19 protein-coding genes and 2 pseudogenes are annotated in these 25,066 nt (G+C 69.6%); 12 read left to right on the top strand and 9 right to left on the bottom strand.

Annotated elements, in window-relative coordinates:
• The 3 genes from ABZ453_RS47685 to ABZ453_RS47675 form a co-directional block, all read left to right on the top strand.
• On the top strand, positions 1-344 hold a 344-nt coding region (locus tag ABZ453_RS47685), incomplete at its 5' end, for an aldo/keto reductase (protein WP_359025829.1).
• 1,068 nt (positions 345-1,412) lie between these two features.
• Complete coding sequence (locus ABZ453_RS47680) at positions 1,413-2,177, top strand: pyridoxamine 5'-phosphate oxidase family protein (RefSeq protein WP_359025827.1); 765 nt, start codon at positions 1,413-1,415, stop codon at positions 2,175-2,177.
• Positions 2,174-2,419: a DUF2630 family protein gene (locus ABZ453_RS47675; protein WP_359025825.1), complete on the top strand. Its 246-nt coding sequence runs from the start codon at positions 2,174-2,176 to the stop codon at positions 2,417-2,419. Before ABZ453_RS47680 ends, ABZ453_RS47675 begins: the two co-directional genes overlap by 4 nt.
• Positions 2,420-2,712: 293 nt before the next feature.
• Here ABZ453_RS47675 and ABZ453_RS47670 read toward each other — a convergent pair whose 3' ends face one another.
• From ABZ453_RS47670 to ABZ453_RS47660, 3 genes are all read right to left on the bottom strand, one after another.
• Positions 2,713-3,576 carry an alpha/beta hydrolase gene (locus tag ABZ453_RS47670; RefSeq protein WP_359025823.1) on the bottom strand — a complete coding sequence of 288 codons (864 nt, stop codon included), beginning with the start codon at positions 3,574-3,576 and terminating at the stop codon, positions 2,713-2,715.
• A gap of 113 nt (positions 3,577-3,689) precedes the next feature.
• Entirely contained in the window at positions 3,690-4,262 is a 573-nt protein-coding gene (locus ABZ453_RS47665; RefSeq protein ID WP_359025822.1) for a helix-turn-helix domain-containing protein, read from the bottom strand.
• A 43-nt stretch (positions 4,263-4,305) separates the two neighbouring features.
• Positions 4,306-5,064 (bottom strand): tetratricopeptide repeat protein, encoded by a 759-nt coding sequence (locus tag ABZ453_RS47660; protein ID WP_359025821.1) that lies wholly within the window; start codon positions 5,062-5,064, stop codon positions 4,306-4,308.
• 142 nt (positions 5,065-5,206) lie between these two features.
• Between ABZ453_RS47660 and ABZ453_RS47655 the strand changes: the two genes are divergently transcribed.
• The 6 genes and pseudogenes from ABZ453_RS47655 to ABZ453_RS47630 all read left to right on the top strand — a co-directional run.
• Positions 5,207-8,527, top strand: a complete 3,321-nt coding sequence (locus ABZ453_RS47655; RefSeq protein ID WP_359025819.1) for an AAA family ATPase — start codon at positions 5,207-5,209, stop codon at positions 8,525-8,527.
• 166 nt (positions 8,528-8,693) lie between these two features.
• Positions 8,694-9,863 (top strand): annotated as a pseudogene (locus ABZ453_RS47650) (RNA-guided endonuclease TnpB family protein).
• 24 nt (positions 9,864-9,887) lie between these two features.
• Positions 9,888-10,655, top strand: a complete 768-nt coding sequence (locus tag ABZ453_RS47645; RefSeq protein ID WP_359025832.1) for an alpha/beta fold hydrolase — start codon at positions 9,888-9,890, stop codon at positions 10,653-10,655.
• A 624-nt stretch (positions 10,656-11,279) separates the two neighbouring features.
• Complete coding sequence (locus ABZ453_RS47640) at positions 11,280-11,999, top strand: alpha/beta hydrolase family protein (RefSeq protein ID WP_359025817.1); 720 nt, start codon at positions 11,280-11,282, stop codon at positions 11,997-11,999.
• 136 nt (positions 12,000-12,135) lie between these two features.
• Positions 12,136-12,906, top strand: a complete 771-nt coding sequence (locus tag ABZ453_RS47635; RefSeq protein WP_359025815.1) for a GNAT family N-acetyltransferase — start codon at positions 12,136-12,138, stop codon at positions 12,904-12,906.
• A 93-nt stretch (positions 12,907-12,999) separates the two neighbouring features.
• A pseudogene (locus ABZ453_RS47630) lies at positions 13,000-13,374 on the top strand (transcriptional regulator); the annotation flags it as partial.
• A 76-nt stretch (positions 13,375-13,450) separates the two neighbouring features.
• Here the strand turns inward: ABZ453_RS47630 and ABZ453_RS47625 are convergent.
• The 3 genes from ABZ453_RS47625 to ABZ453_RS47615 all read right to left on the bottom strand — a co-directional run bounded on the left by ABZ453_RS47625 (position 13,451) and on the right by ABZ453_RS47615 (position 18,199).
• On the bottom strand, positions 13,451-15,133 hold the full coding sequence (locus ABZ453_RS47625; protein WP_359025813.1) for a bifunctional 3-(3-hydroxy-phenyl)propionate/3-hydroxycinnamic acid hydroxylase: 1,683 nt from the start codon (positions 15,131-15,133) through the stop codon (positions 13,451-13,453).
• Positions 15,130-16,281: a VOC family protein gene (locus tag ABZ453_RS47620; protein WP_359025811.1), complete on the bottom strand. Its 1,152-nt coding sequence runs from the start codon at positions 16,279-16,281 to the stop codon at positions 15,130-15,132. Before ABZ453_RS47620 ends, ABZ453_RS47625 begins: the two co-directional genes overlap by 4 nt.
• A 151-nt stretch (positions 16,282-16,432) precedes the next feature.
• The gene (locus tag ABZ453_RS47615) at positions 16,433-18,199 is read right to left on the bottom strand and encodes an FAD-dependent monooxygenase (RefSeq protein ID WP_359025809.1); all 1,767 of its coding nucleotides are present in this window, start codon (positions 18,197-18,199) and stop codon (positions 16,433-16,435) included.
• Positions 18,200-18,360: 161 nt separating this feature from the next.
• Between ABZ453_RS47615 and ABZ453_RS47610 the strand changes: the two genes are divergently transcribed.
• A complete protein-coding gene (locus ABZ453_RS47610) occupies positions 18,361-19,572 on the top strand; it encodes an RNA-guided endonuclease TnpB family protein (protein ID WP_359025807.1) in 1,212 nt (403 codons plus the stop codon).
• A gap of 443 nt (positions 19,573-20,015) precedes the next feature.
• Here the strand turns inward: ABZ453_RS47610 and ABZ453_RS47605 are convergent, their stop codons facing one another.
• From ABZ453_RS47605 to ABZ453_RS47595, 3 genes are all read right to left on the bottom strand, one after another.
• A complete protein-coding gene (locus ABZ453_RS47605) occupies positions 20,016-20,363 on the bottom strand; it encodes a DoxX family protein (protein ID WP_359025805.1) in 348 nt (115 codons plus the stop codon).
• Positions 20,360-22,297 carry an acyl-CoA synthetase gene (locus ABZ453_RS47600; protein ID WP_359025803.1) on the bottom strand — a complete coding sequence of 646 codons (1,938 nt, stop codon included), beginning with the start codon at positions 22,295-22,297 and terminating at the stop codon, positions 20,360-20,362. Before ABZ453_RS47600 ends, ABZ453_RS47605 begins: the two co-directional genes overlap by 4 nt.
• A 95-nt stretch (positions 22,298-22,392) precedes the next feature.
• Positions 22,393-23,346: a fumarylacetoacetate hydrolase family protein gene (locus ABZ453_RS47595; RefSeq protein WP_359025801.1), complete on the bottom strand. Its 954-nt coding sequence runs from the start codon at positions 23,344-23,346 to the stop codon at positions 22,393-22,395.
• A 155-nt stretch (positions 23,347-23,501) separates the two neighbouring features.
• Between ABZ453_RS47595 and ABZ453_RS47590 the strand changes: the two genes are divergently transcribed.
• Positions 23,502-24,173, top strand: a complete 672-nt coding sequence (locus ABZ453_RS47590; RefSeq protein WP_359025799.1) for a TetR/AcrR family transcriptional regulator — start codon at positions 23,502-23,504, stop codon at positions 24,171-24,173.
• 720 nt (positions 24,174-24,893) lie between these two features.
• Positions 24,894-25,066: helix-turn-helix domain-containing protein (locus ABZ453_RS47585; RefSeq protein WP_359025831.1), on the top strand; the 173-nt coding region annotated here is incomplete at its 3' end.

The raw sequence follows: 25,066 nt of genomic DNA, 5'->3' as shown, positions 1-25,066 counted from the left end.
TGTCAGTCTCTTGGTACCGGATCCCGCAAGGATTCGGTAGCCCCGGCCGTGACGGTCTGACTCTTGCTACGACCGACCCTGAGGGTGTCCTGGCGGAGAAGGCGGGCCTCACCCTGATCGAACTGGCCGTCGCCTTCGTCATCAACCACCCCGGCGTCACCTCGGCGATCATCGGACCGCGGACCATGGACCAACTGGAGCCGTTCCTGTCCGCGGACGACACCATGCTGTCGTCCGACGTGCTCGACGCCATCGACGAGATCGCCGCTCCGGGCGTCACCGTCAACCCGGTCGACAACAGATACGGCGACTTCGAACTGCGCGCCGACCAGCGACGCCGCTGACACGTGATGGCTTCGCAGCGCGGGCGCGCACAGCCTCGTGCGTGACGGCGCTGCTGCCGAGTGACGCGCCGTCGCGACTGGCCCAGCCTGTGTGCCTCCCACCCTCCTGGTATTGGGAGGCAGTGGACGGATACCGCGCCTCGGCGGCACTCGAACCCTCCGAGGCGTCCGGCAAGGAAGACGGGGACACAGAAGGCAGGTCATTCGCACTCAACTGGTCATACACAAGAAGGTCAGTCCCTTCGCTCAGACTCCCTGGACGTACCGCTTGGATCTCCTCAACTGTTCAGGAGCCATCGTGAAGATCTTCCGGGGACGACGGCTGCGCACGATCGGCTTTCTCACCCTTATGGGGATGCTGGACCCGAAACGCGAACTCAACCCAGTCGATCTCTTCGAGTTCGCGTAGTACCCGGGCGCTCCGGACGGCGACTACGCCTCTACCTGAAGCAGAGCGTCTTCCCGGACGCGATGGCGAACGGGATCCCGAAGCGGACCGCAGCCGTGTTGGCTGCGACCCAGCGGGCCGTCACCCTCAGCGCACTCACGGCTGAGTCGGGTGTGCCGGCTGGAGGTCGCTGCCGAGCTTCCATCCGCTCGAGACCGAGGACCACATCGTCCCCGTCGCCTTGCAGAGCACGTTGGCCACGAACGCAGGAACCAAGATCACCTAAGCTCAGGGTAGGGCATCTTTCCATGATCACAAACCCGCGCGACGTCGAGTCACTGATCGTCAAGGCGGATCCGTCGACGCCGACGAGGTAAGCAACGCGAAGTCGACCCGCCGGGCCGTCCACGGCCTTCGCGTGCGGCGGCCCGGCGACGCACAGCCGGACTACCGGACCTCGCCCGAGGATGCGCGAGCGGAGACGCCCCAGCGTGGTCATAGGACGTCTCTTCCCAGCAGTCGGCGTTCCCCGGCCCGGCGCAACGGCGCACGGGGCTTTCACCTCTTCCTCCCCCGCATCCGCGTAGCTGCGGCGACTCGGCCGCCCGGTCGCGGCTCCCTGCAGGGCAAAGGACCACGCGGACAGCGAGCATGAGGCTCGCTCTGACAAGGAGGGACAGATGAGCCGCAACTACCGCTCGATCGCATTCACCGAGCCGGTTCTGGAGGCACAGGACCAGTATGGAAGCCGTACCGCCAACAGCCGCTCGGACCGGCATCGCTCCGGTCTGAGGCATGGGGGCACTGGCGCGGCAGACGGAAGGGGCCCAGCTGCGAACACCGAGGCTGCGGAGACCGATGCACTCGGTCAGATCAAGGATCCCCTGGGCCTCGCCGAACGAGACTTCATAGCCGGGCGGGACGGCTTCTATCTGGCGACGGTCGCCAGCAGCGGTTGGCCGTACGTCCAGTTCCGCGGCGGCCCACCAGGATTCGTGACAGCCCCCGACCAACACACCCTGGTCTGGGCCGATTTCCGAGGAAATCGTCAGTACATCAGCACCGGCAACGTGGCGAACGACCCGCGCGTATCCATCATTTTCCTGGACTACGCCCACCAGCTGCGCCTCAAGATCTTCGGAATCGCGACCGTCAACGATGTACGCCACCGAGGACCGTCATCAGATACGTCCGCAGTCCCGGGATACCGCGCAATCGTCGAACGAGAGGTGCGCGTCGAGGTCAAAGCATTCGATTGGAACTGCCCGCAGCACATCACTCCGCGCTACACCGCCGAGGAAGTGGCGCCCGTGCTGCAACCGCTTCGGCACCGCATTGACGCCCTCCAGGCCGAGAACGAGCTTCTTCGCAGCGAGGTGGCATCACTCCGATCGGACCCCGGGACGCATCCGACCCAGCTCCGGCAACTGGAGGAAGACCAGTGAACGACGACGACATCCTCGATCGGATCAATGCGCTGATCGATCGTGAACACCAGTTGCGCAGCCAACGGGCAGACGGCTCCCTGGACGAACGGACCGAACACCACGAGCTGCACGCGGCCGAGATGGAACTCGATCAATGCTGGGATCTCCTGCGGCAACGTCGTGCGCGGCGGGACTTCGGTGGAGACCCTGATGAGGCCGTTGCCAGGTCGACGTCGGTTGTCGAGGGCTACTGGCAGTAGACCGGGTGCGTGTGTCGCCTGCCCGCGAGCAGCAAGAAGCCACCGAACCCAGCGGGAACGGCCCAGCGGGAACGGCGACGGACGTCCTCCGCGACAGCACACCGGGCGCCACGATCGAGAGCACCGTGCGTCTACCGGTGGCGCTCCCCCACGACCCGATCAGACACAACGGACACCCCGCCCGCCAGTCACCCGGGACCGGCAGCAGATCCCCCGCGCCGCAGGGCTTACTTCTGCTGGCCGGACGGACCACCGCGACCCGATGGAAAGCCCTCTTCCATGCCGGCCGCCAGTCAGAGGTACTTGTCCATGAATGCCCGGACGAGGGGCACGACCCCGTCGAGGGCGCTCTCGAGGAGGAAGTGGCCGCCGGCCACCAGGTGGATCTCGGCGGCCGGGAGGTCGGTGGTGAAGGCGAGCGCCCCGGCGGGGCCGAAGATCGGGTCGCCCTTTCCCCAGATGGCGAGCAGCGGAATCTGCCGCTCGCGGAAGTATCGCTGCACCTTGGGGTATAAGGCCAGGTTGGTGGCGTAGTCCAAGAACAGCGCGAGCTGCGCCCGATCGTTGTGGGGCCGCGACAGCAGATCGTGATCGTGAGTCCAGGTGGTGGGGTCGACCAAGGTCTCGTCGGTCACCCCCGCGAGATACCGCCAGCGGGTCAGCTCCAGGGTGAGCGCCTCTCGAACGCCGGCCTCGGTCCGGGAGGTCTGCTCGAGCCAGTAGTCGCGCACCGCCGTGAAGAACTCCGGCTGCAGTCCCTCTTCGTAGGCGTTGCCGTTCTGAGTGATGATCGCTGTTACCGCGGCCGGTGCCCGCAGGATGAGTCTCCACCCGATGGGCGCGCCGTGGTCGTGGACGAACAGGCTGTACCGCTCGATGCCCAGGTGTGCGAGAAGAGTTGCCGTGACATCGGTGAGTGAGTCGAAGGAGTACGTGAACTCGTCGACCGACGGCGCGTCAGAGAGTCCGAAGCCGACGTGGTCGGGTGCCACCAAGTGCCAGCGGTCCGCCAGCCGTGGCAGAAGATGGCGGAACATCAGAGAGCTGGCGGGGAAGCCGTGCAGGAGGACCAGAGTGGGCCGGTCCCTCGGCCCGGCCTCCCGGTAGAAGATCCGGTGGCCGTCGACCGTGGCGTACCGGTGGTGGATCGTGGCCATGTTGTGTGCCGCCTTCAGCCCGTTGTGCTGTTTCCTTGTGGGTGGTCAGCGCAACGTACGGGCCGGCTGTGGATGACTTGTGGAGTCGCGTCGGAGGCGGCCGCCGTCCGGCGTCAGTCCTTGAGGATTGCGGCCGCAACCCGTTCGAAGAGCCACTTTTTCGTGCGGTCGACGCCCCACCCGAACCCCTCCACGGCGAGGTCGATCTGAGGGATGCGGAAGTGGAAGTAGATGATCCTTGCCGTGTCCGCGATCGAGAGCCCCTCGGCCAGGTCGCCGTCGGCGGCGATGCCTTTGACGATCGTCTCCAGCGCCTCGATGTGGCGTTGATTGGCGATGTCGAGGAATTCCTGGGTGGCCGGAGAGCCGGCGGCGGCGCGCTCGACGATTTGCACGATGTCGCCGGCCTCCGCGCGGATGTCGAAATAGCCGTCGGCCAAGACCTTGAGCTTGGCCCGGCCTGTGGGCGGGACCAGCGAGTCGTTGATGATCCGTTGCACCGTCGGACTCGTCGTCCAGATGTCCATCAGGGTCCGAAGCAGGCCCTCCTTGCCTCGGCACTGGGCGTAGACGGTGGCCGGGGAGACACGCGCCTCGCGGGCGATCTTCTCGACCGTGGTCTGTGCGTAGCCGTGCTCGGCAAACAACTTCCGCGCGGCTTTGACGACTTCCTGCCGGGTCATCATGGCGTATTCGTCACGACGGCTCGGTGCCTGGCCTGACAACGTCTCACTCCCCGTCTCGGCAGCGACCTGTGTCACCGGACCATGAACGGCCGAACGCTTCCATCACAGTCCAGGCGGCACCGGTTGCGCACTCGGACTCGAACACATCGCGCGTCAGGACGGCCGAGACGCGGGCCCGGATCGCGTCCATCTCGCGTGCGTCATCGGGGTCGGGTACCTGGCCGAGGGAGGCAAAGGCCCGATCGGTGAACCCGATCAGCCGTGCGGCCAGTGCCATGTCCCCGTCCGCCGACGCGAGAGCGGCGCCGGCGAGTCCGAGGTAGGGCAGGAAGTCGCGGTAGCCGGCCTCGAAGACGCGTTCGCGGCTCTCCGCGATGAGTTGACGTGCGCGTTCCACGTTGCCCAGGTGCAGTTCTACGAGGGCCAGGTTGTGGTATTCGGAGTGCACGTGCTCGTCCTGCCCGAGGGCGCGGTTGAGTTCGATGCTGGCCTCGTAGAGGTCCCGTGCCCGCGCATGGTCGCCCGACAGCCGGGCCACGGCGGCGAGCACGTGGCGCGGCCGCTCCTCCAGCCGCCGCTCACCCGCACGTTGCGCGACGGCGAGGGCGCGCTGCGCCAGGTCGGTGGCCTGTTCCAGGTCATCGCCGCGCAGGGCGACCCGGGCCAGGCCATAGAGCCCCTCGACCTCACCGTCCGCGTCGCCTGCCGCGCGCGAGCGTTCGACCTCCGCTTTCGCCAGGCGGCTCACAGCGTCGGTGTCGCCCTGCCGGAACGTCGCGCGGAGGTGTTGTCCGTCCGTCACCGTGCCTCATCGGGTTGGAAACTGGGGCTGGCTGGAGTGCGACTCCAGCGGCTAGAGTTCAACTTCACTGATGCTAGCGCAACTCCGACCCTGCGCAACGGCAAACGGTAGGACCGGGGCGGGGCCACCGAGGGGGTCGCACATGACGTCAACGCTCGCCGCTCCCGGAAGCGCCGACGAGGTGGGGGGACTGCCGTTCAAGGCAACCCTCCGCCTGCAGATCCTGGGGCCGTTGCGGATCTGGCGGGGCGAGAGCGAGGTCGAGGCAGGGCCGCGCCAGCAGGCGTACTTACTGGCGCTGCTCCTCGCTCGCGGGGACCGCCCGACCGGCATCGATGAACTGATCGACCTGATCTGGGGCGAGGACGCCCCCGCCACCGCCCTCAACGTGATCCACAAGTACGTCGGCTCGATACGACGCCTGCTGGAACCCGACCTGCCCCCGCGGGAAACGGGCACCTACTTGCTGCGGCGGGGCAACGGCTACCTGTGCGCAGCCGGGGCGGACGTTCTCGACCTCACGAGGTTCCGGCAGCAGTCCGGCGCCGCCCGCAAAGCGCGAGCGGAGGAGCACTATGCCGCGGCTCTGGATCACTACCTCGAGGCACTCCGCCTGTGGAGTGGGCCGGCCTGCGACGGGTGGGCGCACGGCCCCGCGGCCGCACCCATCTTCGCCGGCCTCAACGACGAGTACCTCCAGGCCTGCACAGAGGCGGCCGATATCGCGCTGATGCTCGGCCAGGCCGCGCGAGCGCTGCCGGCCATGCGTCTGGCCGCCACGATGGCGCCGCTGCACGAACCGGTGCAAGCCAGTCTCATCACTCTGCTGGGCGGCACAGGCCGACAGGCGGAAGCCCTGGCCGTGTTCGACGCGGTGCGCGGGCGCCTCGCCGAGGATCTCGGGATAGATCCTGGGCAGGCTCTCAAGGCGGCCCACCAGAAAGTGCTCACCCAGACTCCCCCGCCCCGGCCCCAGGCCGCCGAGGTCCCGCTCGCCGCACCCTCGCGCATGCCGACACCATCGCTGCCGCCGATCTCACCGACTCCACTGCCGGGCCAAGTCGATCGACTGGTCGGCCGGACGGACGAACTCGCGGCGCTGCGACGTGCCCTCGAGCCGGCCCTGGAGAACGGCACGGCAGTGGTGCTGCTAGAGGGCGAACCCGGGGTCGGCAAGAGCCGCCTCATGGAGGAGACCGCCCGCCACGCCGAGGACCGCGGCGCCCTTGTGGTCTGGGGCCACTGCCTCGAAGGCGAGGGCAGGCCGACGATGTGGCCGTGGGTCCAGACGGTGTCCAGCCTGTTCCAGGTCATGCCCCAGGCACGGCGGGAGCAGTGGGCGGCTCGCGATCTCGGTCACCTCGTCGGCTCCCGCGCGGAGAGGCCGGCGGCGCCGGCGATCCCGGACGGCAGCGCCCGCTTTCGCCTGCTCGAGCAGGTCGTCGACCTGATCGCCGAGGCGGCCCGCGAGCGACCGGTCGTGCTGATGCTCGACGACCTGCAATGGGCAGACACGAGCTCCCTACAGCTCCTGGACCATGTCATCTCCCGCCTCCCCCCTGGGACGGCCGTCGTCAGCGCCCTGCGCAACCCAGGCCCCTCCCCCAGCCTGGAGCTGGTCCGGACGCTGGCCGCCGCCAGTCGCGCCACCGGTCACCGACGGCTCCTGGTCGGTCCGCTGAGCCCCGCCGAGGTGACCGAGCTCATCCACCTCGAAACCGGCGTCCACCTGGCCTCTGACGCCGCCCGATCGGTACACACCCGCACAGCCGGCAACCCCTTCTTCGTCCAGGAGCTGGGCCGGCTGTGGATCGCCGACGGCGAGGTCACCCCGGAGACGGTGCTGCGCAGTACGGTCCCGATGACGGTGCGCGACGTCGTACGCGACCGCCTCCTCGTGCTCGACACGAAGACACAGAGACTGCTGGAGATCGCGGCTCTGGTCGGCCGGAGCGTCGAGCTCGTCCTGCTCGCCCGCACGGCCTCGCTCGACATGGGCTCCTGCCTCGAGCGCCTGGAACCTGTCTGCAGCCTGGGTCTGGTCGGCCCGACACCAGGCGACCCGTTCTCCTATCGCTTCACCCATGATCTGGTACGCCAAGCCGTGTCGGAGGCGATCCCGCCCGGTCGCGCCGCAGCGCTGCACGGCTCCATCGCGGACGCCATCGAGGCGGTCGGTCTGAGCGACGAGTCCGTCGCCGAGCGCCTGGCACACCATCTGTGGACCGCAGGCCCGGTGGCAGACCCGGCGCGTACCGTCGCCGCTCTGGTCCGCGCCGGCGCCCAAGCGATGGCGAAGACCGCGTTGGCGGCAGCCGAGCGTCATCTCGGTTCGGCGGTAGAGCTCGCGCGCAAGGCGCCGCTTCCCGAGCTGGAGCTCAAAGCACTCTCGCAGCTGATCGCGGTCGTCGGGATGCGCTCGATGTACGGCACCGCCTCCGCCGGCTTCATGGAGCGAGCGGAGCAGGTCGCACACCGCCTCGGGCGCGAGCGCGAGGCGGCCGGGTTCCTCTTCTCCCGCTGGACCGCGCACGGCCAGGCCCTCGAACTGGACCGCAGCACTCCCCTCGCCCGTCGACTCGGTGAGTTGTACAGCACCTCCAAGGACCCGGTTGTGAGGTTCTACGGCAGGGCCGCGGTAGGAATCCACGACTGGTGCTTGGGCAACATTGGCGCGTCCTATCAGCAACTGAGCGCGCTGAGTTCCGACATCCTCGCCGACCACGACGCCGAGGACGAATCCGATCCGGTACGCGACGGAGTGCAGCTGATGACTGCCGGACTGTTCGCGGAGATCGCGGGCTACCACGGGCAGACGGCCCAAGCGCGCACGCTGCTCGACACCCTGGCGAAGACGGCGGGTGACGACCCGTACGCGGTCACCGTCGCGACGTCCTTCGAGGTCCGAACCGCCTCCGTGATCGGCGACCCCGACTGGGCCCTGCGTGCCGCCGAACGCGGGATCGCCCTCGACCCGAACTTCTCCTTCGTCTCCCTCGGCACCTATCTGCGCCTGGCACGGTACTGGGCGCTGGCGATGACCGGACAGCGCCCAGCGGACGCCGCCGACGAAGCCGAACGCCTCATTCGCACCCACCTGGTCAGCCCCGCCCGTAGCTGCGTCTCGACCTGGCACGCACTGCTGGGCGAGATGCGCATCGCAGCGGACTCGCCGGACAAGGCCGCAGCGGCGCTCGACAGTGCCGAGGAATACCTCGAGCGCCATGGCCAGCGCTCCTCAGAGGCGCTCATCATCCTCGTCCGCGCACAGCTGGAGCACGTCACCGGCGATCACCGTGGCGCCGTACGCCTGGCCGACCGGGCCCGCACCGTGGCACTTCGGCAGGGAGCCCACCTCTTCGCGCAACGCGCCGACCAACTCCTCACCCGACTTGGCCGGCCAGACGCCCATGCACCCAGCAGTCCGGGATTCCTTCACAGTTCGTCCACCGCGCACTCTTAGCTTCTCGACTCAGGAACGGCGGAGGAGCCCGTTGTCTTCATCGGGTCTCTCCTTCGTGGATACCCCCGGCTTCAGCCGGGGGAGGAAACGAAGCTCCTGCGGAGCGGGGCAGGGAAAGCCGGTGCGCCGCCGGGGCGGAGCGGCGTTCGCCGAGACGGTGTGAGGTATGGCGCGGCAGGTCAAGCGGGCGTTCAGGTACCGCTTCTACCCCACCAACGAGCAGGCGGCGGAGTTGTCGCGCACGTTCGGCTGTGTCCGCCTGGTGTACAACAAGGCGCTGGAGGAGCGCACGCGGGCCTGGTACGGCGAGCAGCGCCGGATCTCCTACGTGTAGTCGTCGGCCGCGCTGACGCAGTGGAAGAAGACCGAGGAACTGGCCTTCCTGACCGAGGTATCCTCCGTTCCGCTGCAGCAGGCGCTGCGTCATCTGCAGACGGCGTTCGCCCACTTCTTCGCCAAGCGGGCGAAGTATCCGCGCTACAAGTCGCGGAAGAAGTCGACGCTGGCCAAGATGGCCGAACCGCTGGACATCCGCTGGTCGCGTCCGCTGCCCGAGGGTGCGGTACCGACCACGGTGACCGTCTCCCGCGACGCGGCGGGACGCTGGTTCGTGTCCCTGCTGTGCGAGGACACCATCGCCCCGGCCCCCGCCACGCATGCGGCGGTCGGCGTCGACGCCGGGATCACCTCCCTGGTGACCCTGTCCACCGGGGAGAAGATCTACAACCCCCGGCACGAACGCGGGGACCGTGCCCGCCTGACCCGCGCGCAGCGGGAGCTGTCGCGCAAGGCGACGGGCTCGGCGAACCGGGCCAAGGCCCGCAGGAAGGTTGCCCGCATCCACGCGCGGATCGCCGACCGGCGCCGGGACTTCCCGCACAAACTCTCGACTCGACTCGTCCGCGAGAACCAAGTGGTCGTGATCGAGGACCTGACCGTCCGTAACCTGCTGAAGAACGGGCGCCTGGCGCGCGCCATCTCGGATGCGGCCTGGACGGACCTGCGCATGATGCTGGAGTACAAGTGCGCCTGGTATGGGCGCGAACTCGTCGTGATCGACCGCTTCTTCCCCAGCTCGAAGCTGTGCGGGGCCTGCGGCACGGTCGTGGCGAAGCTGCCGCTGAACGTCCGCGAGTGGACGTGCGAGTGCGGTGCGGTGCGGTGCGGTGCGGTGCATGACCGTGACGTGAACGCGGCACGCAACATCCTGGCCGCCGGGCTGGCGGCTGCTGCCTGTGGAGACGGTGTAAGACCTCAACGGGAGTCCTCCCGGACGGGGCGGTCGTCGGTGAAGCAGGAACCCCAGAGGGCGACCGCTGGAATCCCCCGCCTTTAGGCGGGGGAGGAAGCCAACCATGGCCTGTGGATCCACTCCGTCTCGTGGCAGCCTTGGCTCCAGCTCTTCGGCGACCGGGGCTACCACACCCTCGCGTCCGACTGGCCGGGCGACGCAAGCACCGTCGCTGCAACACGCGCCCACCCCCGGCGACACCTGGACGTCGGCGTCGACGCCGTCACCGACTCCTACGCCCGGGTCATCGAGAGCCTGCCCGACGCTCCGATCGTGGTCGGCCATTCCTTCGGCGGTCTGATCGCGCAGAAACTGCTGGACCTTGGCCTGGCCGTCGGCGCCGTGTGCATCTCACCTGCTCCGATCAAGGGCGTCCGAGCCGTGCCGTTGAGTCTGCTGCGCTCGAGCTTTCCGGTGCTCAAGAGCCCGACCAACAAGGGGAAGACCGTCTCGCTGACGGAACGTCAGTTCGCTTACTCTTTCGGCAACGCGATCTCGCCGGAGGAGTCCGCGGAGCTGTACCGCGACCTCACGATCCCGTCCCCAGGGCGTCCGCTCTTCGAGGCTTCCAGCGCGAACTTCCGACGGAATTCGCCGACCGGGGTCGACACCCGGCGCGGCGACCGCGGGCCCCTGCTGCTGATCGCCGCCGGCAAGGACCACACCGTGCCGGCCGTTGTCGTCCGAGGGGCGCACCAGCTGTACGTCAGCGGCGGCGCACGCGCCGAGCTCCGCACCTACGAAGACCGGGGACACAGCGCTCCGTTCGACCACGGCTGGCGCGAACTCGCTGATGACACGCTCGCCTGGCTAGATGATCACGACCTGAAGCCATGACGACCGGCCGTCTGGAAGCGCAGGCGGGGGACCGAGTTCAGCAGGGCCTGCGTATGCCTTGAGTGCCTGTCCGCGGCGGACCGGGGCCGCTCGTCGCCGGCCTCGGCCAGGACGCGGGCACCGGCGAGCACAGGTGCCCGGACCTCCTGCCGACAGTGAGGCAGGCGGCGCACCTGCGTCGTGGGGAGCCCGAGGGACGGCAAGCCCTCCTGGGCACTGTCCTGGTGGTCCTCCCCAGGTCGATGCAGAACGTGGCGAGGCAACGGAAGTTCACCGCAAACGCCTGCACCGCGCCTGCCGACAGCGGCGGCGGGTGAGCAGACACCGCGCAGCTGCTCAGGGCCGCGAAGTCGCGGACAACCGCTTTGGCGAACCCCCGAATGCCTCACCGGCAGTCGCCGCAGTTCACCTCGCGCGAGTAATAGCGCCGGGGCAGGAGCAGGCCAGAGGAACTGAAGTTCCTTCACCGGCGCGCTGTCCACAGATCGGTCACTAATCGTCCACCGCACCTCCCTAGCGTTGCCGTCGGTGGCAGGGGCTCCCATGAGGAGTAACCGACATCTCGCGGGCGTGCCGGCCGGCGCGTTCCCATACCGTCATCGGCGGTTCGCTGAAGGGGAAACCATGTCCATCAAGCCCACGGTAGTCCTGGTCCACGGAGCTTTCGCCGACGCGTCCAGCTACGCCCCGGTCGTCACCGAGTTGCTCGACGACGGCACCCGCGTACTGGTTCCACCGGTACCCAATCGCAGTCTCACCGGCGACGCGGCGTACATCGCCTCCGTCGTCCGGCAGGTCGAGGGGCCCGTCCTTCTTGTAGGGCACTCCTACGGCGGCGCGGTGATCACCGTCGCCGGTCGTGAGGACAACGTGGTGGGGTTGGTGTACCTGGCCGCCTACGTCCCCGACGAGGGTGAGAGCCTCGGGGAACTGGGGGGCCGCTTCCCTGACTCACCGCTGGCCGGCGCCCTCGTCTACAAGCCCTTCCCCCTCGAGGGTTCGGACGAGCCGGGCATCGATGTCTCGGTGGACATCTCCAAGTTCCCGGAGATCTTCGCCGCCGATGTGGACCCCGCCCTGACGCGCGTCCTGGCCGTTTCCCAGCGGCCTCTCGCCGCGGCCGTCTTCGGCGAGCCGGCCGGCACGGCCGCGTGGAAGGACCGGCCCTCGTGGGGAATCGTCGCGTCCTCCGACAAGGCCATCAACCCCGACGTCGAGCGATTCGGCTACGAGCGAGCCCAGGCCAAGGTCACTGAGGTCGACTCCTCACACTTGGTGATGCACGCCCACCCGAACGAGACCGTCAAGGTGATCCGCGAGGCGCTCGCGTCCGTGACCGTTTGAGAACGCGAGCACCTGGTCGAGCGCTCGGCACCGACGTACACCGCCGCATCGACCTTGAACCCGACCAACTCCAAGCCGATTTTGCAACACAGCCGCTCTCTGGGGATGCGTTTTGAACGACAGCACGGAGCGCCTCGTGAGCCAATTGGACGACCCGTTGGCGGTGATCGTGTCCGCCTATGCCTCAGTCTTCGAGGACCTGGCCGGTGCAACTACGGGGCGCACCCGAAGAGGCCCGCAGGGGGCCGTGCTCGCGATCACCGGGGCGCCGATTGCCGCGCTGAACGCGATCATCAGTCCCAGCCTGGAGCCGAGCGCCGAGGAGATCATGGCGTTGGCCGCTGCGGAGAGCCCGTGGGAGCTTCCCTGGAGTATCCATGTCCGGGGCGTTCCGGGGCCGCTGGTCGAGGCGGCAGGGCAGCACGGGCTGACTCATTTCGAGCGGGAGCCACTCATGGTCCGCCCCTCCAGCCAGGGACTGCCGGTGGAACGGGTCGTCGATGGCCTGCGCGTACGGGTTGTCCGGGCCGATGAGCTCAACACGTATGCCAGGACTATGGCGGAAGGCTTCGAAGCGCCTTACGAGATGTTCCAGATGTTCACCGATCCGTCTCTGGAGAAGATCGACGGATTCACGTTCTATCTCGCCGAGCTGGACGGCGTGCCCGTGGGAACAGGCATGACCGCCACTTCTGGTGATCTGACAGGCCTTTTCAACATCACTGTGCTCCCAAGCTACAGGCGGCGTGGTCACGGGCGCGCCATCACACTGGAGCTGGTCCGCGCAGGCTTCGCCGCAGGCGCCGGCACGGCCTACCTCTACGCGTCCACGATGGGCGAACCCCTGTACTCCTCGGTCGGATTCCGCACCGAGGAGTATCTGACGGTGATTACTGCTCCGCCGTAGCACGGCCTGTCAGTGCGCTCGCAGGCGAGCACGGTCGTGGTGGCAGCGCCGCCAGTGAGCCCAGAAGGCACTGGCCTCGGCCTGGCTTGACTCGTCACCGACCGCACCCTGCGCGCCTGACCGGAGGGCCGGCGCATACCCTTGAGGAAGAACCTCGAGCGTGTTGAGCAGGCGTACCGTACCGTGCGTCGCCCGAACATTGCCCGCTATACGACGGCCCGCCTCAACCGCGATGGCCGCGGTACCCGCGCGGAGATCCACCCCCTCGACCAGTCTGGCATCAGCAGGCCGCGCCAGCGCGGGGTGAAGTTCCGCACCCTCAACGTGCGCCGCTGGGACCGCATCGTGGCAGCGTGGGCGGTCAGCGACGACCCGGAACTCGACGAGGCCTGGGTCGACCAGGCCGTCGACCTCGGCTCACAGTGGGGCCAGTACGAGCACGTCACGAACATTGGCTTCGCCGCCTGACAAAACGCTGCGAGTTCGCCCGCTGCTGCCGCCACCGGCCAGACAGGGTTGCAGGTCGCGGCTCCGCGATGGGCCTTCAGCCGCCGTCACACAGGTGCGTGGGCACGGCAGGGGCGCTTCCGGTCGTACCGGCGCCGCTGCACACCATGGGCGCCCAGGCCGCTGCGGCGGCCGCGAGGTCGTCTCCGCATGCCCTGCCGGTGCGGGGCCGGGTCGCGGTGGCGAGGACGACTCGGTCGGGGCGGAGCAGGACGGCGCCCGCGCGGCCCATCCAGCGGACCAAGGCGCCGATGCCCGGATCGGCCCCGTGCCCTTGGCCGCCCGTGCCGGGTTGGTGCCGCCGGGGGTGGTGCAGATGGAGGACGCGGGCGTCCAACGCTCGGACGAGGGCGTCCAGGGCCGGGCTGAGCGGTGCAGTGGCCAGAAGTGCGAAGTTCTCGCCGAGCAGGTCGTCCAGCAGACGTGGGGTTCCGTCAGCGTCGGGGATCAGCGGCTGGGGGCACACCGTGCCGGGGCGTGGATGGCCCGGGCGGCGGAAGCCGACCAGAGGTCCGGACCGCAGCGGCGGGCTGACGGCGGACAGGACGAGACCGGACACGCCCGGCAGACGGGAGAGGGCGGGCAGGACGGCGTTGCGCGCCAGTACGGTGCCCGTGCCGCCGCCGGTCATGACCGCACCCACGCCCACGGCGGTACGAATCAACTGACGTGCGTGGCAACGCCGTTCGGCCTGGTAGGTGTCGAGCAGGGCCCCGCTCGCACGGCCGGTGAGGACACGGGCGAGCTTCCAGGCGAGGTTATGGGCGTCGCGCATCCCCGCGCCCATCCCCTGCCCGATGAAGGGCGGGGTGAGGTGGGCGGCGTCACCGAGCAGGAAGACGCGTCCCTTGCGCCAGCGGTCGGCGACCTGGGCACGGAAGGTGTAGAAGGCGGTGCGCAGGACGTGCAGTTCGTCCTCGGGGACGCCCGGTGTCCAGGGAGCGATCAGCTCGAGCAGACGCCCCCGGTCAGTGAGCTCCTCCGGCTGTTCGCCGGTGCGCAGGCGGAACTCCCAGCGGTATCGGTCCTCGCCGACGCGCATGTAGGTGGCCGCCCGCCCGGGATCGCAGATCTGGTGAACGCCGTCCCAGGCGGGCAGCGGCACGCGGCAGCGAATGTCGACGACAAGCCACTGCTGGTGGGATGCAAGGTCCTGCATCCGGGAGCCGATTGAGGCGCGGACCAGGCTGCCCGCGCCGTCGCAGCCCAGGACGGCGTCGGCCAGGAGCCTATGGGAGACGCCGGTGCCCTCGTCGCGGAAGGAGACCTCCACCGGGACACCGCCGTGCGGGGGCGGGGTCACGGCGGTGACCTCGATGCCTCCGCGCAGCGTGATCGAGGCGTGCTTCGTGAGGGTGTCCCGGAGCAGTTGCTCCAGCTCGGGCTGGTCGAACATGTTGGCCTGGGGAAAGCCGTGCCATCCGTAGGGACTGTCGCGCAGGAACTCGGCCAGCACCCGATGCGAGCCGTCCAACAGCCGCATGCCGCGGGCGGGACGGGTGATTTCGCTGAACGCCTCGTGGATGCCCACAGCTTGGAGGATGCGGTGCACCTCGTCGTCCAGGTGGACGGCGCGCGGCAGCGGATACGGGGCGCGGTGGCGTTCCAGGACCAGGGCGGGCACGCCGTGGCGGGCCAGGAGGGTGGCGGCGGTCAGCCCGGTGGGTCCGGCGCCGATCACCACTACCGGTACACGCTCGGGGGCGAGGGCGGCGGTCACTTGCTCAGGGCTTTCATCAGGCCCAGCAGCCGGGCTCGGTCGATTTCGTTGTCCTCACGCAGGGCGGAGATCGCCTGGAGGAGCGCGCCCGGAGAGGGGGTGGTGCCGAGGAAGTCGCGGGTGGCGGGCGGGCCCCACTGGGCCAGGCCGGAGGCGGACATGGCGGCCCAGCCGGGCTCCAGCGTGTTGTCGAAGACGTCGCCGTCGGCGTAGTGCTCCAGCATGAAGCGGTCGGGGTCATGCCAGTAGTCGAAGATCTGGCTGCCCTGAATGTGCCGGCCGATGCCCCAGGAGTGGTGGTAGCCGCGCTCTCGCAGGTACTCGCCGCCGGCGGCGAGCGTGTCGAGGTCGGCGACCTGATAGGCGGAGTGGACATATCCCGTGTCGGGGCCGAGATGCATGGCCAGGGTGTGGTGGTCGGCGGGTTCGTCGCCGCGGTCGCAGCGGATGAAGGCCATGGTGGGGCCGCGGTCGCGCTGCCCGTCCAGATAGAGGAAGTCGCTGACGATCAGGCCGAGGTGCTGCAGGTACCAGTCCAGGGCGCGCCGGAAGACCCGGGTGGAGAGCACGACATGGCCCAAACGCTGCACCTGGGAGGGTTTGCGGGGCGGGCGCTGGGTGGCGTTGAGGCGGGCGGCCGCTGTGGTGGTGCCCGTGTTGAGGATCAGGGGATGTCGCAGCGGTCGCGCGGGCTGCTCGGTGACGCCGTGCACGACACGGACCGGGATGCCGGAAGGGTCGAGCAGGTCCACGGCGCGGCCTCCGCCGTACTCGGTCAGGGTGCGAACCTTGTGGCCGGTGGCGCGGGCCAGCCGGTCGAGGTCGGCGGCGTAGGCGGCCTGGAAGGCGGGGCCGATGAAGCGGGAAGCGGGGCCGCGGCGGATCACCAAGCAGTGCGGTCCGGCCATGGCACCCCGTAGATAGAGAGTGTCATCGGTACGCGCAGCGGTGGTGAAGCCGAAGTCGTGGGCGAAGGTCTCGGCGCGGTCCAGGTCGGGCTTGGTGAACTCCAGCCAGGCCAGGTCGACCACCTTGATGACGGGCTGGACGGCGCGGCCGGGGTGCTCTCCGCGCAGGGCGCCCTGCTCGCTGTGCAGACCCTGATGGGCGTCGGCAGTCGGGACGGGGATGGATGTCGGGTCGTTCACGGGGGATTCCTTCCTGTGTCCTCCACGACTGTCGCGCCGGCGGGGCGGGTGCCGCGGGGTGCCGGAGGCGAGCGGAGGGTGAGGGTTGGGGGCGCGGCCCGCCGATGCGGCGGTGATCGGCAGGTCGGGTGGCACGGCGGGTGAGCGGTTCCTACCGTGCGAGCAGGGTGTCCAGTGCGGTGGTGAGTTCGGCGACCGGGTCGGTGGCCGCGCCGTGGGCGCGCCAGCCGATGAAGCGGTCCGGGCGCACCAGGACGGCGCCTTGCGGTGTGTGACCTCGGGCGGCGGTCCAGGTGGAGCGCAGGTCGCGGTAGTTGCCGTCGACATGCCCGATCCGGACCGCGTCCACCGGCAGCCCGCACTCGGCGGCGAGCTTCTCGGCGGCTTCGCACCAGGCCTGACCGTCCTCTCCCGCGATCAGCAGCAGGCGGCCGGGGCGCACCAGGCGGGCCACAGCCACGCGACGGCCGTCGAGGTCCTCCAGCCAGGCGTGGGGCAGCGGGTGTCCGGGGCGGGCGGCGGGCTGGTAGATGCGGACCGGGTCGGGGTTCTCGGGTGCGGGAGTGCCGTCGGGGACGACGGCCGCGGAGTCGTACGTGTAGCCGAACTCGACGCCCAGTTCGTTGAACTCCATGGACTGGGCGGCCACGGCAGCAAGGAAGGTGCGGCGGAAGTCGGCGTCGGCGGGATCATCGCTCCACAGGCGGCGGGCCTGCCGCCAGTTCTCCTCCTCGCCGGCCTGGGGCCCGCCGCCGAAGAGGGCGTTGACGGCGATGTGGTTCATGGCGTTCTCCAGCGAGCGCTGGACGTTGGTGGCGTCCGCCGGGCGCCGTTCGGCCTGGTAGGTGTCGAGCAGGGCGTCGCCGGCATGGCCGTTCAGGACGGCGGCGAGTTTCCAGGTGAGGTTCTGTACGTCGTGCATGGCGGAGGTCAGGCCGAGGCCGCCGGTGGGCGGGTGACGGTGGGCGGCGTCGCCGGCGATCAGAACGCGGCCGACGCGGTAGCGGTCGGCGACCACGCCTTCCAGTCTCCAGCGGGAGATCATGTGAACCGTCAGATCCTCCTCGCTCAAGCCCAGCCCCGTGCGCAGGTCGGCCAGGACGAACTCGTCGTCCAGCGCGCGGCCGTCATCGGGCCCGTAGTTGAGGTGGAAGACCCACTCCTCGGACTCGGGCCCCCAGTGGTCGGGCCCCATGGGCACGAGAACGCCGGGGATACCGAGGCCGGGCAGCCACAGCCAGCGGATCAGCACCTCCGGGTCGCGCGCCCAGCGGGACAGGTCGGCGGAGATGTGGAAGGAGACCACGCGGGCGAGGTCGCGCACGCCCTCCTGGACGATGCCCAGTGCGGGTCCGACGGTACGGCCGCCGTCGCAGCCCAGCAGGTAGCGGGACCGCACCCGGTAGGTCTCCCCGGTGTCGCGGTCGGCGACGGTGGCGGTGACGCCCTCGTCGTCCTGAGCGAGTCCCGTCAGCTCGTGGTGGAAGTGGACCCGGCCGGGCGAGAGTTCCTCGGCGCGGGCGCGCAGGACGGGCTCCAGGCGGATCTGGGGCAGGTTGGCCTGCCGCTCGGGGCTGGCCGCGAGCCACTCGGGTGAGCGGCCGCCGGCTCCCCATGCCTCCATCCTGGCGACCCTGCGGCCGTAGTCCTCCTGGTCTCCGGCCAGGCCGACGTACCAGGCGGTGTGGGACATCTGCTCGGCCGGAGTGGAGGCGGCGTAGATGGTGTCGGCCGCGCCGGCGTCGCGCATGACCTCCATGGCGCGCTGGTTGAGGACGTGGGCCTTGGGCAGGACGGAGGTGCTGGGCCAGGCGGTGACCAGCAGGGACTCTATGCCCATGCGGCTGAGCAGCATGGAGGCGGTGAGCCCCGCACCGCCTCCGCCGACGATGAGGACGGGCACGTCGAAGTCGTTCATCGGGTCTCTCCTTCGTGGATACCCCCGGCTTCAGCCGGGGGAGGAAACGAAGTTCCTGCGGAGCAGGGCAGGAAGAGCCGGTTCGCCGCCAGGGCGAACCGGCGTTTGCCGGCAGCCGGCCGATACCTAGGACTCACACGGAATCTGATACCGTGTGAGATATGGCGGAGCAGGTCAAGCGGGCGTTCAGGTACCGCTTTTACCCCACCAACGAGCAGGCGGCCGAGCTGTCGCGCACGTTCGGCTGTGTCCGCCTGGTGTACAACAAGGCACTGGAGGAGCGGACCCGGGCCTGGTACGGCGAGCAGCGCCGGATCTCCTACGTGCAGTCCTCCGCAGCGCTGACGCAGTGGAAGAAGACCGGGGAGCTGGCCTTCCTGACCGAGGTGTCTTCCGTTCCGCTGCAGCAGGCGCTGCGTCATCTGCAGACGGCGTTCGCCCACTTCTTCGCCCAGCGGGCGAGGTATCCGCGCTACAAGTCGCGGAAGAAGTCCCGGTCGTCGGCCGAGTACACCCGCAGCGCCTTCACCTGGCGCGAGGGGCGGCTGACGCTGGCGAAGATGACGGATCCGCTGGACATCCGCTGGTCGCGTCCGCTGCCCGAGGGTGCGGTACCGACCACGGTGACCGTGTCCCGGGATGCGGCGGGACGCTGGTTCGTGTCCCTGCTGTGCGAGGACACCATCCCCCCGGCCCGTGCCACCACTAACGTGGTCGGTCTGGATGCCGGGATCACCTCGCTGGTGACCCTGTCCACCGGGGAGAAGATCTCCAACCCCCGGCACGAACGCGGGGACCGCGCCCGTCTCGCCAGAGCGCAGCGGGAGCTGTCGCGCAAGGCGAAGGGCTCCGCGAACCGGGCCAAGGCCCGGCGTCGTGTCGCCAAGGTCCATGCGCGGATCGCCGACCGGCGCCGGGACTTCCTGCACAAGCTGACCTCGCGCATCGTCCACGAGAACCAAGTGGTCGTGATCGAGGACCTGACCGTCCGCAACCTGCTGACAAACGGCCGCCTGGCGCGCGCGATTTCGGATGCGGCCTGGACGGACCTGCGCATGATGCTGGAGTACAAGTGCGCCTGGTACGGGCGCGAACTCGTCGTGATCGACCGCTTCTTCCCCAGCTCGAAGCTGTGCGGGGCCTGCGGCACGGTCGTGGCGAAGCTGCCGCTGAACGTCCGCGAGTGGACGTGCGAGCACTGCGACGTGGTGCACGATCGGGACGTGAACGCGGCACGCAACCTTCTGGCCGCCGGGCTGGCGGCGTCTGCCTGTGGAGACGGTGTAAGACCTCAACGGGAGTCCTCCCGGACGGGGCGGTCGTCGGTGAAGCAGGAACCCCAGCGGGCGACCGCTGGAATCCCCCGCCTTTAGGCGAGGGAGGAAGTCAATGGGTACTCCATGGGGTGTCACGGCTCGGGGCCATGGGGTGGGGGCGGCTCAGGGAGCGACGGGGGAAGAGCGCCAAGAGCGTTTCCCGGCCGATTGATCGAGGCGGGGTGGCGGTCCCGTTCGCGGGTTGGGTGAGCGGCGGAGCGTACGGTCCAGACCGCACGGAGAGGCCCGTGCAGACCGGCAGTGCCGAATGAGTGGGCGCTCGGGCCCGGGCGGCCAAGGCGGTGGACACGCAGTGGGCGCCGTGCGAGAGGAAGGCGGCCTGCGGCGGCGCTGAGAGGGGAAGCTACCTCGGCCACCACATGGAGGTGCGGGGCGGCAGATGCTGGCTATGTCGATACGGCTCATCGTGATGCTCCTCTGGTCCCCGGCGGCCGGGCGGTCACGGCGACACGCCGGCCGGTAACAGGGTGTGTGGTCGGCTAGCCGCCGGCCAGCACGAGATGGGCTGCGGCCAGGGCACCCACGATGACGGCCGGCAGGCAGCGGGCCGCCGGATCGCCGCTGCGCAGGTGGACGACGACGGCTCCGGCCATGAGCAGGACCAGGCCCGCCGATGCGGCGGCACCGAGCGCGGTGATCCGCAGGCCGAGCAACAGACCGGCCGCTGCTGCCACCTCCAGAGCACCCAGCAGGCGGTAGTGGGCGGTGGTCATGCCGACGTGGGACGCGGCCTCGCGCATCGCGGGGACTGCCGCGAGCTTGGCCGACCCGAGCACGAGGAAGATCCCTGCGAGGAGGACGGCGAGGACGATGGCGGTGGTGCTCACGGGGTTTCTCTCTCAGGTGGCTGGGTGGGGGCGTACTGCCAGTGCAGGACGTACCGGTCGAGGGCTGCGGTGACCCTGCGCCGTACCGCCTCGTCGGCAAGGGCGGGCACCGTGACGCGGACACCGCCGTCGTGCGGTCGGCACAGGATGCGTTCCGGGTCGCAGTCCGCGCCCTGGGCGGCCAGTTCGGCGTGGACCGCGCGGCGGGTGGCGTCCAGGCGCAGGCCGAGCTTGTAGGGCTTGCCGACCGCGGTGAGCGGGATGGCGTCGATCACGAGCACCTCGCGCGGGGCGGCGGCGCGTTCGGGGACACGTTCGGTGGCCCAGGTGAGCAGTTCCCCTGGGTCCACGCGGGCGCCGGGGGCGAGGGTGACGTAAGCGACGGGCACCTCGCCGGCGTGCGGGTCGGGGCGGCCGACCGCCGCGGCGGCGGTGACCTCGGGGTGGGTGAGGAGGGCGTCCTCGATCGTGGCCGGGTCGATGTTGTGACCGCCCCGGATGATCAGGTCCTTGGCGCGGCCGGCGAGATGGATGTAGCCGTCGGCGTCGGTGCGGGCCAGGTCGCCCGTGTCCAGCCAGCCGTCGCGGATCTTCCCGGCGGTTTCCAGGCGAGGCCCCTGCGCGGTGTGCTCGGCGACGTACCCGGCGAAGAGGACCGGCCCGCTGACGGCGAGCACTCCGGTGGCACCCGGCGGGAGGTCGTGCCACTCGCCGGTGTCCGGGTCGATGCGTACGGTCTTGACCTGCTGGTAGGGCAGGCGCCGCCCGACGCTACCGGGGCGGGTGTGACCGGGCAGGCCGAGGGCGGAGGCACAGGTCGCCTCGGTCAGCCCGTAGCCCTCACAGAGCGGGATGCCGGTGTGCTCCTCGAAGCACTCCCGTACGGCAGGCGGCAGGGGCGAGGCGCCGACGGCGGCGAACCGCATGCTGGAGATGTCCGCGTCGAGGGGGACCTGGGCGAGGACGGAGTACACGGTGGGCACGCCGGACATGGTGGCGATGCGGTAGTGCTCCACCAACTTCCAGAACACCGGGTACAGCTCGGGATCGCGGTAGCCCAGCGGCCCGGCCCACACCACCTCCCGGCCGCGCAGCAGCGGGCCGAGCAGGGTGACGATCAGGGCGTTGACGTGGAACAACGGCAGCGCCGCGAACATCACCGAGTCCTCGTCGAGAGGAATGCTCGCCGCCACCATCCAGGCGTCGACGACCTCGTTGGCGTGCGTGTGGGCGGCAAGCTTCGGAGTGCCGGTGGTGCCGCCGGTGTGGAAATAGGCGGCCAGGTCGCCAGCGGTTGGGGGCTCGATGTCCACCAGCCGGTCGGCGGGATGGGACGCTGCAAGCTCCGCGAGGTAGCCGACTCGTACGCCCTCGATGGGGTCCAGAGCGGGGGCGGGTCCATCGGCCAGGGTGGGGGCCAAGGCCAGCAGTGCGTCCAGCCGCAAGGCCGCGGCGACCTGCCGGGCCGTGGCCCACACCTGTTCATCCAGCTGCGGACCGGCGGCGATGAGCACCCGTGCACCGCCGCGCCGCAGCAGCTGCTCGACGTGCTCGGATGCCAGGCCCGGGTTCACCGGGGCGGCGATGCCCGCTGCTTGCGCGGCCAGCAGGACGGCGGGCAGCTCCGCGGTGTTCGGCGCGAGCAGGCCCACGGCGGCCCGGCGAGTGACGCCGAGGGAGCGCAACAGGTTGGCGGTGCGGTGCACCTGGTCGCGCAGCTGGGCGAAGTTGGCGGTGGCGGGACGCAGGAAACGCGCGGCGTCGGGCAGCACCGTCAGGGCCGGGCGGTCGGGCCACAGACGGGCAGCGCGCAGCACGGTGTCGTAGGTGGTGGCGGGCAGGCCGCGCTCATGCAGCGGAACAGCCTCAATCGCGGGCAGGTCCGTGATGCTCTCGGATGCGGGCCACAGCGGGTCGGTGGGTCTGAGTGTCACCGGTGCGCCTTTGCAGGGTGAGGGATGGGGTCAAGTGGCCGACCCGGTACGGGGATGCCGGGCCGGCCGGTCCCGGGCGGGGGTCCCGGGAGTCTTCAGCGGGTGCGCACCACTGTGTGCTGCTCGCCGAGATCGAGTGCGCCGTCATCGGTCGCGATGCGAGCCGTGACCGCGTCGCCGTCCTTGAGGTAGTCGGGGTTCGCCTGCTGACGGGCGAAGAATTTCTGCCAGCGCTTGTGTGGCGGCAGCAGGGCGGCAAGCGTGGTCAGGAGCCTGCCGGGGGATTTCAGGGCGGTGCCGCCGGGCGTTCCGGTGAGCAGGACGTCACCGGGTTGCAGCGTCTGAAAGCGGGCGAGAAGGCTGAGGGCGCGCGCGGGCCGGACGATCATGTCCGTGGTGGTGCGGTCCTGCCGGGTGGCCCCATTGACCTTCAGCGTGAGCCGCAGGTCCGGCAGGCGGGCCAGATCGTCGGCATCGACCAGCAGCAGCCGGGGCCCGAGCGGAGTGAAGGTCGGGTACGACTTGGACTCGTAGAACTGCGTCTTGGGCAGCTGCAGGTCGCGGGCGCTGACGTCGTTGGCGACGACCAGCGCGGCGACGTAGTGGGACAGGGCGGCGTCGGTGACCTCGGTGCCGACCGGCAGATCGGCACCCATCACCAGCCCGAGCTCCACCTCGTAGTCCAGGAAGCGCACGTGCTGGGGACGCACAATGTCCTGGTAGGGGCCGCTGACGGACCCCGACGCCTTGCGGAAGAAGGCGGGCGGGACGGTGTCCGGGTCGAATCCGGAGTCCAGCGCGTGGGAACGGTAGTTGACCATCTGCGCCACCACCCGGCAGGGGGTGGTGACGGGCGACAGCAGCTCGGCCTCCCCAGCACAAAGCCCGGCGTCGGGGTCAGCCGCGGCGTGGGCAGCCGCCTGCCGCACGGCGGAACGGTCGGCGAGCAGGCCGGCGGTGGTGTCCGCGTCGGTGTCGACGCGGTGCAGCCGTCCTGTGCCGCTCTCCACCCACCAGCCGTCGGGGGTGCGGACGACCTGGATACTCATCGGCTCTCCTGAGTCCTGGACAGACGTCGACCGGGCCGCTCCCGCGAGCGACTCCAGTCAGCAGTGATGTGAGAATCAGTCCAGATGACGGCATCGTCAATAGTCATCAGTTACGATGAAATCATCAGGACTGATTCATTGGATAAGGCAGAAAGATGAGCAACGACCGACAGGGCAAGGCCAACAGCCGGACGCCCAGCCACGCGCCCAACCGCCTGGACCGGCGCAAGGCGCGTACCCGGGCTGCGCTGATCGCCGCCGCGCAGGGGTTTCTCGCCAAGCAGGGGCGGACCGACGTGAGCATCCAAGAGATCACCGAGGCGGCGGACGTCGGCTTCGGCTCGTTCTACAACCACTTCACCAGCAAGGACGAGCTGTTCGACGCCGCCGTCGCCCTCACCCTGGAGGAACACGGGGTCCTGCTGGAATCGGTCGTGGGAAAGCTGAAGGACCCCGCGGAGATCTTCGCCGCCAGTGTCCGCCTGACCGGCCGGCTGCAGCGCACCCACACGCAGATCGCCAGGATCCTCGTGCGCACCGGCATGCCCTATCTGACCTCCGACAGCGGCCTGGCCCCGCGAGCGATGCGGGACCTGCAGGCCGCCGCCGACGACGGACGGCTGGACATGGACGACCCGCACACCGCCGTGGCCATGGTCGGCGGCGCCCTGCTCGGGGTGCTCCACCTGCTCGAGACCCGCCCGGACCTCGATGCCGAGCATGTTTCCGATCAACTGGCCGCTCGCCTGCTGCGTATGTTCGGCATGACACGCGCCGAAGCACAGGAGATCGCCAGCCGGCCCCTGCCAGCGCTGCCCGCGGCCTGACCCAGGCGATTGTCGTCGAGCCCCGTCCACCCATAGGGGACTTTTCGTAGGGTCCGGCGATCTTGTTGTGTGCCGACCGACCCGAGACCCTGTGGGGCGGAGCCGGACTGATGCAGGCGCAATGCCCGTTGCCACCGCATGGGCGGCCAGGTAAGCGTGCCCCGGCCCTGCCCGTCTCACTTGGGTGTCTGGAGATCCCGGGCCGCTTGAGGCGACTGAAACCCGGCCTCAGCAGTCGGGCACTGCAATCAAGCCAGGAAGCTTGGCACTGGTGCGTCATCCCGGCGAACTGCGAGACGGCGAGTGCCGGAGCCGATGACACCCGTGATGCTTCGCACGCTACCGGTGACAGGCAGCGCGCCGATCTGGTGACAACCGCCGTGCTCCACGAGGAAGCGTGTTCCTCCGGGCGGAAGCCTGGACGATCTCGTCGCCGTCGTCCCTACCTATGCGCCCAGGGACATGGAATGTCAATGCAACTGGCCGGTGCGGAGCAGGTATTGGGCTGGATTGCCCGCCTGCTGGCGGGTCAGTGCGTTTGCGCTCCCACGGTCGGCGGCAGTGACGACGTCGGTGGCGCGGATGCGGATTTCATCGGGTCTCTCCTTCGTGGATACCCCCGGCTTCAGCCAGGGGAGGAAACGAAGCTCCTGCGGAGCGGGGCAGGGAAAGCCGGTGCGCCGCCAGGGCGGAGCGGCGTTCGCCGAAACGGTGTGAGGTATGGCGCGGCAGGTCAAGCGGGCGTTCAGGTACCGCTTCTACTCCACCAACGAGCAGGCGGCTGAGCTGTCGCGCACGTTCGGCTGTGTCCGCCTGGTGTACAACAAGGCGCTGGAGGAGCGGACCCGGGCCTGGTACGGCGAGCAGCGCCGGATCTCCTACGTGCAGTCCTC

Source organism: Streptomyces sp. NPDC005799 (assembly GCF_040630525.1).
Classification (GTDB): domain Bacteria; phylum Actinomycetota; class Actinomycetes; order Streptomycetales; family Streptomycetaceae; genus Streptomyces; species Streptomyces griseorubiginosus_B.
The sequence above is the reverse complement of the archived record's forward strand: the minus strand, read 5'-3'. Positions and strand labels throughout refer to the sequence as shown.

What these genes read in the sequence shown, in the direction of transcription:
- ABZ453_RS47680 (WP_359025827.1), top strand. Translation starts at nt 1,413, where the DNA reads ATGAGCCGCAACTACCGCTCGATCGCATTCACCGAGCCGGTTCTGGAG.
- ABZ453_RS47670 (WP_359025823.1), bottom strand. Translation starts at nt 3,576, where the DNA reads ATGGCCACGATCCACCACCGGTACGCCACGGTCGACGGCCACCGGATC.
- ABZ453_RS47665 (WP_359025822.1), bottom strand. Translation starts at nt 4,262, where the DNA reads ATGATGACCCGGCAGGAAGTCGTCAAAGCCGCGCGGAAGTTGTTTGCC.
- ABZ453_RS47655 (WP_359025819.1), top strand. Translation starts at nt 5,207, where the DNA reads ATGACGTCAACGCTCGCCGCTCCCGGAAGCGCCGACGAGGTGGGGGGA.
- ABZ453_RS47640 (WP_359025817.1), top strand. Translation starts at nt 11,280, where the DNA reads ATGTCCATCAAGCCCACGGTAGTCCTGGTCCACGGAGCTTTCGCCGAC.
- ABZ453_RS47615 (WP_359025809.1), bottom strand. Translation starts at nt 18,199, where the DNA reads ATGAACGACTTCGACGTGCCCGTCCTCATCGTCGGCGGAGGCGGTGCG.
- ABZ453_RS47610 (WP_359025807.1), top strand. Translation starts at nt 18,361, where the DNA reads ATGGCGGAGCAGGTCAAGCGGGCGTTCAGGTACCGCTTTTACCCCACC.
- ABZ453_RS47595 (WP_359025801.1), bottom strand. Translation starts at nt 23,346, where the DNA reads ATGAGTATCCAGGTCGTCCGCACCCCCGACGGCTGGTGGGTGGAGAGC.
- ABZ453_RS47590 (WP_359025799.1), top strand. Translation starts at nt 23,502, where the DNA reads ATGAGCAACGACCGACAGGGCAAGGCCAACAGCCGGACGCCCAGCCAC.